9 protein-coding genes are annotated in these 10,001 nt (G+C 62.2%); all 9 read left to right on the top strand.

The window, feature by feature from the left end; all coding sequences use genetic code 11:
* On the top strand, positions 1-560 hold a 560-nt coding region (locus LCM4576_RS30790; protein ID WP_131803327.1), incomplete at its 5' end, for a cytochrome c oxidase subunit 3.
* 5 nt (positions 561-565) lie between these two features.
* Complete coding sequence (locus LCM4576_RS30785; RefSeq protein ID WP_052467692.1) at positions 566-817, top strand: cytochrome C oxidase subunit IV family protein; 252 nt, start codon at positions 566-568, stop codon at positions 815-817.
* A gap of 102 nt (positions 818-919) precedes the next feature.
* Entirely contained in the window at positions 920-1,882 is a 963-nt protein-coding gene (locus tag LCM4576_RS30780) for a gluconate 2-dehydrogenase subunit 3 family protein (RefSeq protein ID WP_244508278.1), read from the top strand.
* 3 nt (positions 1,883-1,885) lie between these two features.
* Entirely contained in the window at positions 1,886-3,652 is a 1,767-nt protein-coding gene (locus tag LCM4576_RS30775) for a GMC family oxidoreductase (RefSeq protein WP_071036148.1), read from the top strand.
* On the top strand, positions 3,649-4,902 hold the full coding sequence (locus LCM4576_RS30770) for a cytochrome c (protein WP_071036147.1): 1,254 nt from the start codon (positions 3,649-3,651) through the stop codon (positions 4,900-4,902). The genes LCM4576_RS30775 and LCM4576_RS30770 overlap by 4 nt, the downstream gene beginning before the upstream one ends.
* Positions 4,903-5,224: 322 nt before the next feature.
* Positions 5,225-6,175 carry a ubiquinol oxidase subunit II gene (gene cyoA / locus LCM4576_RS30765; protein WP_116390021.1) on the top strand — a complete coding sequence of 317 codons (951 nt, stop codon included), beginning with the start codon at positions 5,225-5,227 and terminating at the stop codon, positions 6,173-6,175.
* 2 nt (positions 6,176-6,177) lie between these two features.
* A complete protein-coding gene (gene cyoB, locus LCM4576_RS30760; protein ID WP_071036151.1) occupies positions 6,178-8,181 on the top strand; it encodes a cytochrome o ubiquinol oxidase subunit I in 2,004 nt (667 codons plus the stop codon).
* Positions 8,178-8,846, top strand: coding sequence for a cytochrome (ubi)quinol oxidase subunit III (locus LCM4576_RS30755; RefSeq protein WP_071036152.1), 669 nt, complete (start codon positions 8,178-8,180; stop codon positions 8,844-8,846). Before cyoB ends, LCM4576_RS30755 begins: the two co-directional genes overlap by 4 nt.
* Positions 8,843-9,253 (top strand): cytochrome o ubiquinol oxidase subunit IV, encoded by a 411-nt coding sequence (gene cyoD, locus LCM4576_RS30750; RefSeq protein WP_041005302.1) that lies wholly within the window; start codon positions 8,843-8,845, stop codon positions 9,251-9,253. Before LCM4576_RS30755 ends, cyoD begins: the two co-directional genes overlap by 4 nt.
* Positions 9,254-10,001: the final 748 nt, after the last annotated feature.

Here is a 10,001-nt window from a genome sequence, read left to right as displayed (position 1 = left end):
TCTTGGGCTCTGAAGCGATGCTTTTCGGCGCCATCCTGCTGGTCTTCCTGGTGGCGCATATCCGCTATCTTCCCGCCTTCGCAGCTGCCTCAAAACATCTGTCCTTGCCGTTGGGCACTCTCAACACCGCAGTGCTCATCACGTCGAGCTTCACCATGGCGTTTGCGCATGAGAGCGCGTCGGCACGCCGTTGGAACACCGCGGCCTGGATGCTGGGCATCACCGCTTTTTTGGGCGTCGCTTTCCTTTGCATAAAGGGGGCCGAATACGCCAAGGAGTTCCACGAAGGCATCGCGCCGGTTCTGGGGGCGCCTTTCTTCTACCAGGGGCCGGATCCCGTTCACGCGCAGTTCTTCTTCAGCCTCTATTTCGCGTTGACCGGCCTGCACGCAGTGCATCTGGCCAGCGGCATAGCGGTCGTTGCAGGCCTGCTTTTGTCGTGGCGGCGGACCGACATCGACAGCCGCGTGCGCCGTACCCATGCGATCGGGCTTTACTGGCACTTCGTCGACATCGTGTGGATATTCCTGTTTCCCGTCCTCTATCTGGTTCACGCGTAGGCGCCATGGAACACATCCGCAAGCTCGCCTTCGCTTATGTCGCATTGCTGGTCCTTCTTGGGCTGACGGTCGCGTCATCCTTCCTCGATCTTCATGGTGCCAACACAGCCGTTAACCTTTTGATCGCGGCGATGAAGGCAGCTGTCGTCGCCGTGGTGTTCATGAAGCTGACCGGAGAGGAAACCCTGCCGCCGCTGGTGGCGGTGGCGGTCGCCTTGTGGCTGGCTATTCTCTTCGGGCTGACCCTGATCGGCTGAAGAACCGAGCGCAGGTGACGCGCAGCTTTTCGCCGCCCGTGCGCCAGCAAGAGATCTAGCGAACCGCCAGACAGTCTTGCTGGGATCGGGCCGACCACAACGGTGCAACTGGTTGCAGCAACTTCGGCGCTGCGGACGGTCTGGCACGACCTCCGCCACAACGCCGTGGTCCGCGCATCGCTGACGACCTGCCCGGTCTCCCCTCCGCTCGGCGTTCAATCGCGCTGCGAAAAAGTGACCCGCGGAGGGAACATTTCCCCGATGCCCCAGTTTGGCTCCGCACGCACTCGCAATCATGGCCGCGTCGTGAAACCGAAAAAAGTCAGCCGCCGCCAATTCCTGGCGGTCAGTGCAACCGCCGCAGCGGCAGCCGGAGGCGTTGGCACGGCACCCGCCTTTTCACGTGATGTTCATGGTGGCGACAAAGATCCGTGGCTGCCGCATCAGGCCGACGCTCCGCATCCCCTCCAGGCCCCTGACTACAAGTTTTTTACACCCGAGGAGGCGGCTTTCATCGAAGCCGCTACCGAAAGGCTCGTTCCAGACGACGCCATCGGGCCCGGAGCCAAGGCATGCGGGGTTGCGCTGTTCATCGATCATCAATTAGCCGGTGCCTACGGTCGGGCACAGGGCTGGTACATGCAAGGCCCCTGGTCAAAGGGAGAGGAGACGCAGGGCTATCAATCGCGCCTGACCCCTTCTGCGCTCTATCGGGCAGCCATCAAGGCTATAGAGGACCACGTCGCGTCCTCGCATTCTGCCGCGCCTTTCGCCGGCCTGGCACCAGACCAACAGGACGCGATCATAAGCGATCTCGAGAAAGGCAAGCTCGACCTTGGCGGGGTGGATGGCAAGACCTTTTTCAAGATGCTCTGGCTGAACACCAAGGAGGGCATGTTCAGCGATCCCATCTATGGCGGGAACAAGGATATGGCGGGATGGAAGATGCTTGGGTTTCCCGGCGCGCGGTACAATTATCTCGACTGGGTCGACCGGCACGGACAACGCTATGATCAACCGCCAGTCGGGATCCGCGGCCGTCCGGAATGGAACGGGGAAGGCTGACGCATGGTCAACAGGCTTCCGTCCGTCGACGTGGTCCTGGTCGGCTTCGGCTGGACCGGAGCGATCATGGCGCAGGAGCTTACGGAAGACGGGCTCGAGGTGCTCGCGCTGGAGCGCGGCAGCTGGCGCGACACGGGAACCGACTTTGCCCCCAGCTTCATTCAGGACGAGCTGCGCTACCGCTATCACGGGCATCTGTTCGAAGAGACCGCTCAGGAGACCTTGACCTTCCGCAATATCCCCGAGCAGACGGCGCTTCCGATGCGGCGGCTCGGCTCGTTCCTGCCCGGCACCGGCGTCGGCGGATCCATCATCCACTGGAACGGCCAGGCCTGGCGCTTCCTGCCCTATGATTTCCAGATTCGCAGCCAGACCGTCGCGCGATACGGGAACGCCGCGGTTTCGCAGGACATGATGCTGCAGGACTGGGGCATCACCTATGACGAGCTAGAGCCCTACTACATGCGCTGGGAGGAACTGTGYGGCATCGCTRGCCAGGCCGGCAACGTCAAGGGACAGAAACAGGCGGGCGGYAATCCGTTCGAAGGGCCTCGCTCGAAGCCCTACCCCACCCCACCGATGAAGCAGACCTACGGGCCGACGCTGTTCGGTCAAGCGGCGGCTTCCCTCGGGCTGCACCCGTTTCCATGCCCTTCGGGCAACATGTCGCAAGCCTATACCAATCCGCTCGGCGTCACGCTGGCGCCCTGCACCTATTGCGGCTTCTGCGAGAAATTCGGCTGCGGCAACTATTCCAAGGCCAGTGCCCAGACGACCATCCTGCCCGTCCTGATGCGGAAGAAGAATTTCACCGTTCGCACGGAAAGCGAGGTCACGCGGGTCAACGTCGACGCTTCCGGCAAGCACGCGACCGGCGTCACTTACGTCGACGCCCAGGGCAACGAATTCGAGCAGCCGGCGGATCTCGTCATTGTGTGCGCCTATGCCACGCACAACGTGCATCTGCTGATGAGCTCCGGCATCGGCAAGATCTACGATCCAGGTACTGGCCAGGGCACGCTCGGTAAGAACTACTGCTATCAGCTCACGCCTTCCGTCGACCTGTTCTTCGATGACAAGCTCCTCAATCCTTTCGTCGGGGTGGGCGCGTTGGGCGTCATCGTCGACGATTGGAACGGCGACAATTTCGACCACACCGGCCTCGGATTCATCCATGGCGGGTATATCGCCGGCTACATGACGACGGGACGTCCAATCGAAACGGAGCTGTTGCCGGAAGGAACCCCGAAATGGGGCGCCAAGTGGAAGAAGGCCTTCGTCGAGAATTATCTCAAGTCGATGTCCGTGTCGCTCATGGGGGCGGTCATGCCGGACAAGTCTAACCATCTCGATCTCGATCCGTCCTACCGCGATGTCTATGGCCGGCCGCTCATGCGCATGACCTACGACTTCAAGCAGAACGAACTGAAGATGCAGGATTTCGCCATGGGCAAGATGGTGGAGATCGCGCACGCCATGAAGCCTCGCGAGATCAAGAAGTCGGCGCGCGGACCRCACTATGACATTGAGCCTTATCAGTCGACGCACAACACCGGTGGCGCCATCATGGGCGCCAGCCCGGCCGACAGCGTGATCAACAGATATCTCCAGCACTGGGACGTGCCCAATCTGTTCGTGGTTGGCGCCAGCGCCTTCCCCCACAATAGCGGCTACAACCCGACCGGAACGGTAAGCGCTCTTGCGCTGTGGGCAGCGGATGCGATCCGCCGCCAATACCTCAAGCATCCCGGCCCACTGGTGCACACATGATCACGCGACGCGCAGTCGTTCTGGTGGCAGGTGCCGCAGCGCTCGGCGCGGTGCTCGTGACGCTGGGTCCCTTCGCATATGCTCAGATCGGTGATTTCGCCAAGCAGGAGCGTGGACGGTATCTGGTGGCGGCGGGAGATTGTGAGGCTTGCCATACTGCCGATGACGGCAAGCCCTTCGCGGGCGACAGGCCAATCGAGACGCCCTTCGGCACGATCTACTCCGCCAACATAACGCCGGATCCCGAGACCGGCATCGGGGCATGGACGGAAGAGCAGTTCTACCGAGCCATGCATGAGGGGCTGGCCGCCGATGGCCGGCGCCTTTACCCGGCCTTCCCTTATCCCTGGTTCACCAAGGTGACGCGCGAGGACGTCGACGACATCCGCGCCTACCTGCGCACCCTGGCCCCGGTGCGGGCCGAACCGCGCGACAACGAATTTATCTGGCCACTCAATCACAGGTTTGCCATGGCGGCATGGAATGGCCTGTTCTTCAAGCCCGGCGAATTCCAGCCCGGCAAGGACCAGTCCGCCGAATGGAATCGCGGTGCCTACCTGGTTGAGGGGCTCGGCCATTGCGGCGCCTGCCACACGCCCAAGAATATTCTCGGCTCATCGAAGACGTCGGAAGCCTTTCAAGGCGGCGAGGTGCAGAACTGGTTCGCGCCCAACCTGACGGGCGACAAACGCACGGGCCTAGGCTCCTGGAGCGAAGAGGACATCGTGGCCTTTCTCAAAACCGGCCACAATGCGCGCACGACTGCCTATGGTCCGATGGGCGCAGTGGTCAAGGACTCGACCTCGAAGCTGACGGACCAGGATCTGCAGGCAATCGCCACGTTCCTCAAATCCTTGCCTGCCTTCACCCCCAATTCTGCTGGCAGTGCCGATCAGAAGATGCTCAGCGCCGGAAAGGCAATTTATGGCGATGATTGCGCTGCATGCCACCAGCTCGGCGGCGAAGGTGTCGAGGGTGTGTTCCCTTCGCTGAGGGGCGGCGCGGTCGTGCAATCGGACCAACCGCTGTCGATGCTTCGCCTCATTCTGAACGGCGGCCATGCCGCAGCGACGGCGCAGAACCCCAACGACAAGACGATGCCATCGTTTGGCTGGAAATTGTCGGACGACCAGATCGCTGCGCTCGCCACCTATGTTCGTAACGCCTGGGGCAACCAGGCCGCTCCGGTAACTGCGGAAACGGTCCGGAAACTGCGCAGTTCCACCGACAGCGTCACGGGCGCTTACTGATCTGGCGCCCTGGCCTCGGACGTCCTCTCATTCGCGAGATAGCGTCGCCGATGCCGTCGATCAGAGCGGCCATGCCCCGCGATCGGTTTACCCAGTGACGCGCTCAACCTCACCGCCATATCGCCATCGCAAGCGAGCTGTTCGTTCCAACGCCCGATGCCCGCGAAAGTAATGGAACAACCGCCTGCTGTGACAGTTGGGGCGTGTCTCCCGGAGTTGCAGGGTGTCGGCAGAAAGACCGCGTCAGCGCTCGGGAGACCTGATCCGAGATTTCCACGCGCCCCTTGATGGACGCTCTGTCTCAAACCCGTGACCAACCGTTGTGCTTTTGCCCAGTAGATCTCAGTCACTGCGCCCGCTCTTCTGGTTGCCCGCAGTCTCGGCTCTGCCCGGCTGCGCGGGAGGCGTGCTCGATCCGCAGGGACCGATCGGGGTCGGYAACCGCACCATCCTTCTGAACTCGCTTGCCGTGATGCTGGTCATCGTCGTCCCGACCTTGATCGCGCTGCTGGCCTTTGCCTGGATGTTTCGCGCCACCAACCGCAATGCGCGCTACGACCCTAATTTCACCTATTCCGGCAAGATCGAGTTGATCGTCTGGTCGATCCCGACGCTCACAATCCTCTTCCTTGGTGGGCTGATCTATTACGGATCCCACCACCTCGATCCGCGCCGGCCGATCGCGTCCGGCCAGCGCCCCCTGGAAGTGCAGGTGGTGGCGCTCGACTGGAAATGGCTGTTCCTCTATCCGGGCCAGGGTGTCGGAACTGTCAATCAGCTGGTCATTCCCGCTGGCACGCCGGTGCATTTCAGGCTTACCTCGGCCAGCGTGATGAACACCTTCTTCGTGCCGCAGCTCGGCAGCATGGTCTATGTCATGAACGGCATGCAGACCGAGTTGCATCTGCAGGCCGACCGCGAAGGCGATTATTTCGGCCTGTCGGCTCATTTCAGCGGCGACGGCTTTTCCGACATGAACTTCCGTGTACGGGCGGTCTCCGCGGACGCATTCGCCAGTTGGGCTTCATCGCTGCATGGCAAAGGCGTCTTGGATGCCAACGCCTATCGCGCGCTTGCCCGCCAAAGCATCAACATGCCGCCTGCCGCCTTCGGYCAGGTCGAGCCTGGCCTGTTCGACGCAGTGCTGCGCCAGACCCTGCCGCCCGGACCGGGGCCAGCCGAAACCGCCGCCGGCGAGCCGCAGGTGAGCCCGAAGGCCGAGCCGAAGGCGGCGGCGCCGGCCTTGACGCACCCGCCCAAAGAAGGAGGATGACGATGCTCGGCAAACTCGACTGGTCGGCCATTCCCTTCGACCAGCCCATTCCACTCGGCGCAGCCCTGGTCGTCTTCCTGGCGGCCGCCGCGGTGCTGGTCTGGATCACGGTGAAAGGCTACTGGCCCTATCTGTGGCGAGAATGGATAACCTCGGTCGATCACAAGCGCATCGGCGTCATGTATATCGTGYTGGCGGCACTGATGCTTCTGCGCGGCTTCGTCGATGCCATCATGATGCGTACCCAGCAGGCGCTCGCCATCCATGCGCCGGGCTATCTGCCGCCGGAGCATTACGACCAGATCTTTTCCGCGCACGGCACCATCATGATCTTCTTCGCGGCGATGCCGTTCATGATCGGCCTGATGAATTTCGTCGTGCCGCTGCAGCTCGGCATCCGTGACGTCGCTTTCCCGACGCTGAATTCGGTGAGCTTCTGGCTGACCGCGACCGGCGCGCTGCTCGTCAACATTTCCCTCGTCGTCGGCGAGTTCGCGCGCACCGGCTGGCTGCCCTACGCGCCCCTTTCCGAGATGACCTATTCGCCGGGCGTCGGGGTCGACTACTATCTCTGGTCAATCCAGATCTCCGGCGTCGGCACGCTGCTCACCGGCGTCAACCTGGTGACCACCATCCTCAAGATGCGCGCGCCGGGCATGGGTTATCTGCGCATGCCGATGTTCYGCTGGACCTCGCTCGCTTCCAACCTGCTGATCGTCGCGGCCTTCCCCATCCTGACCGCCACGCTGGCGATGCTGACGCTCGACCGCTATCTCGGCTTCCATTTCTTCACCAACGAAGCCGGCGGCAACCAGATGATGTTCGTCAATCTCATCTGGGCCTGGGGCCATCCGGAAGTCTACATCCTCGTGTTGCCCGCCTTCGGCATCTATTCGGAGATCTTCTCCACCTTCTCGTCGAAGCYGCTTTTCGGATACCGCTCAATGGTGGCGGCGACGCTGTTCATCTGCATCGTCTCCTTCATGGTGTGGCTGCATCATTTCTTCACCATGGGCGCCGGCGCCGACGTCAACGCAGCCTTCGGCATCGCCACCTCGGTCATCGCCGTCGGCACGGGGGTCAAGATCTACAACTGGCTCTTCACCATGTATGGCGGACGCGTGCGCTTCGACACGCCGATGTTGTGGGCGCTGGGCTTTGTCACCACCTTCACCGTTGGCGGCATGACGGGTGTGCTGCTCGCCGTCCCGCCGGCCGACTTCATGCTTCACAATTCGCTCTTTCTCGTGGCGCATTTCCACAACGTCATCATCTCGGGCGTGCTGTTCGGCGCCTTTGCCGGTTTCACCTACTGGTTCCCGAAGGCCTTCGGCTTCCGCTTGCACGAAGGCTGGGGCAAGGCGGCATTCTGGACCACGCTTGCCGGCTATGTGCTGGTCTTCGTGCCGCTCTATATCGTCGGGCTGCTCGGGATGACCCGCCGGCTCCAGCACATCGATATGGACCTCTGGACGCCATGGCTGATGGTCGCGGCCTTCGGCATTGCGGTGATGATCGTCGGCGCAGCCTGCCAGATCACACAGTTGATCGTATCGATCAGGCAACGCGAGGCCTTGCGCGACCAGACGGGCGATCCCTGGGACGGGCGCTCGCTGGAGTGGTCGACGCCCTCGCCGCCCCCCGTATTCAACTATGYGCGGCTGCCGCATGTCGAAAATGAAGAGCCTTATTGGACCATCAAGCAAAGGGCCGCCGACGAGCAGGCGCCGGAGAGCAAGCGCAACTACGAACCGATCGAGATGCCGCGCAACAGCCCGACAGGTTTCGTCACCGCCTTCTTCAGCACGCTGATCGGCTTCGCGCTCATCTGGCACATCTGGTGGTTGGCGATCGTCGGCTTCATCGGCGCCTATATCACTTTCGTCGTGTTCGCGTGGCGCGAGCATGGCGATTATGAGATTCCCGCCAGCGAGGTCGAACGCATCGATCGCGGCGGCCGGGCAGCGCAGCTTGCATGGATGCGCAGCCGGGAGCGTCCGGCATGAGCGACATCACGGCAGGCAGCGCACCGCGCGATCCCTATCGGCTGGGCCGCAGCCAGGCCCATGGCCTGTTCTCGGCGACCGGACACGGCGAAGGCGGGCCGGCGTCGAAGTTCGTCACCGTAGCCTATGGATTCTGGATCTTCCTCCTGTCGGACATCATCATGTTCTCGGCTTTCTTCGCCGCATACGCTGTCCTGTCCAAGCAGACGGCCGACGGGCCGACAGGCAAGGACCTGTTCGAGCTCACGCGCGTGGCGGCGCAGACGGGTCTGCTGCTCACGTCGAGCTTTACCGGTGGCCTGGCAATGCTCGCGACGCGTCGCCGGTCGATGGCTGCCGCGCAATTCTGGCTGCTTCTCACCGGCTTGCTCGGCGCGGCCTTCCTGTTCCTGGAAGTGCAGGAATTCGCAACGATGGTGAACGAGCAGGCCGGCCCGTCGCGCAGCGCCTTCCTTTCGGCCTTCTTCGCCCTCGTCGGCTGCCACGGCACCCATGTCGGGCTGGGTCTGCTGTGGCTCGGCACAATGATGGCTCAGCTTTGGGTGAAGGGGTTCCGGCCCGAGATCTTGCKCCGGGTGCATTGCTTCAGCCTGTTCTGGCACGCGCTGGACATCATCTGGGTCGCCATTTTCACACTAGTCTACCTTCTTGGAGCATCATCATGAGCGAAACGGACACTCGCGACGACAAGGCGCTCGATCATCGCGACGCGGCACCGGGTGAAGAGCGCATCGAGGAACATGAGATCGCGGGCGGTCTTGCGGGCTACCTGCTTGGCTTCGGCCTGGCGATCCTGTTGACCGTCGCTTCCTTCCTCGCCGCGCAGACCGACGTGATCTACCAGCCGGCGGTGATCTCGGCCCTGACGGTGCTCGCCATCGCGCAGATGGGGGTGCACCTCGTCTTCTTCCTGCACATCACCACCGGGCCCGACAACACCAACAATGTCCTCGCGCTTGCCTTCGGCGTTCTGATCGTGGCGCTGGTGGTTTTGGGCTCAATCTGGATCATGGGTCACCTGAACCAGAACATGGCCGCCGTTACGGCCCATCAGGCAGCAACGATGCCTTAGCCTGGCCGAGGGTGATCGCAGGCTCGGTGAACAGCAGGCCCCGCAGCATTAGCGTCAACCCAAAAGTTTGTCTCCACAGGCTCCCTGCCGCAGTGGCTCCGGCTTCGGGTGGAGGTCGGTCCGATGAGCGGCTGCTCAAATGGCGCCGAGAGCGCAGGCCAAACAGTTCGATTCTACGGCTCTACATCGATTGCGGCCAACACAGCTATCGCGGTCCACGCAGGTAAATTCGGCCCCGGATCGGGCAACAGCGATTTAGTAGGGCATTTGCAGTTCATCAGATTTTCTTGAACCGCCCCCACTCTATTCGAAAGGCACCGCGACAGCCACCCTGCCTTTCGAAGGCATCCTGCAACTCCCCCCACGTTCCCAGATATTCTGCGCAGTCACTGCAGACGATCGGAGTGCCTGGGGACACGCCTCTTGGGATCCGCAGCCTGGTTGTCCGGCAGCGGGGGCACTCCAATTGTTGATTGAGATATTGATCCGCAGACATGTTGCCAGCGCTCCATGCAGTTTTCGGGCTGTGCGGACGCGAATGTTCCCGTGTCACCCGATGGTCATTGCAGTAGGGACTCGTAGTCCCACTGCTCTGTCGGACAAACCGGTACGCCGCCCCGGGGCGGGTATCCATTCGAGCGAAAGTGTCAAGGAACCACTGCGTCGCCCGGAATTTGATCGACGACCATACGGAAGTTAGGTCATGCGATGCTGGCTTGAAACCCGCTAAACGCCGAACACGCAGAAT

Origin of the sequence: Mesorhizobium sp. LCM 4576 (genome assembly GCF_001854815.1) — a bacterium.
In the GTDB taxonomy this organism is placed as follows: domain Bacteria; phylum Pseudomonadota; class Alphaproteobacteria; order Rhizobiales; family Rhizobiaceae; genus Mesorhizobium; species Mesorhizobium plurifarium.
Note: the sequence above shows the minus strand (reverse complement) of the source record. Positions and strands in the feature narration are given on the sequence as shown.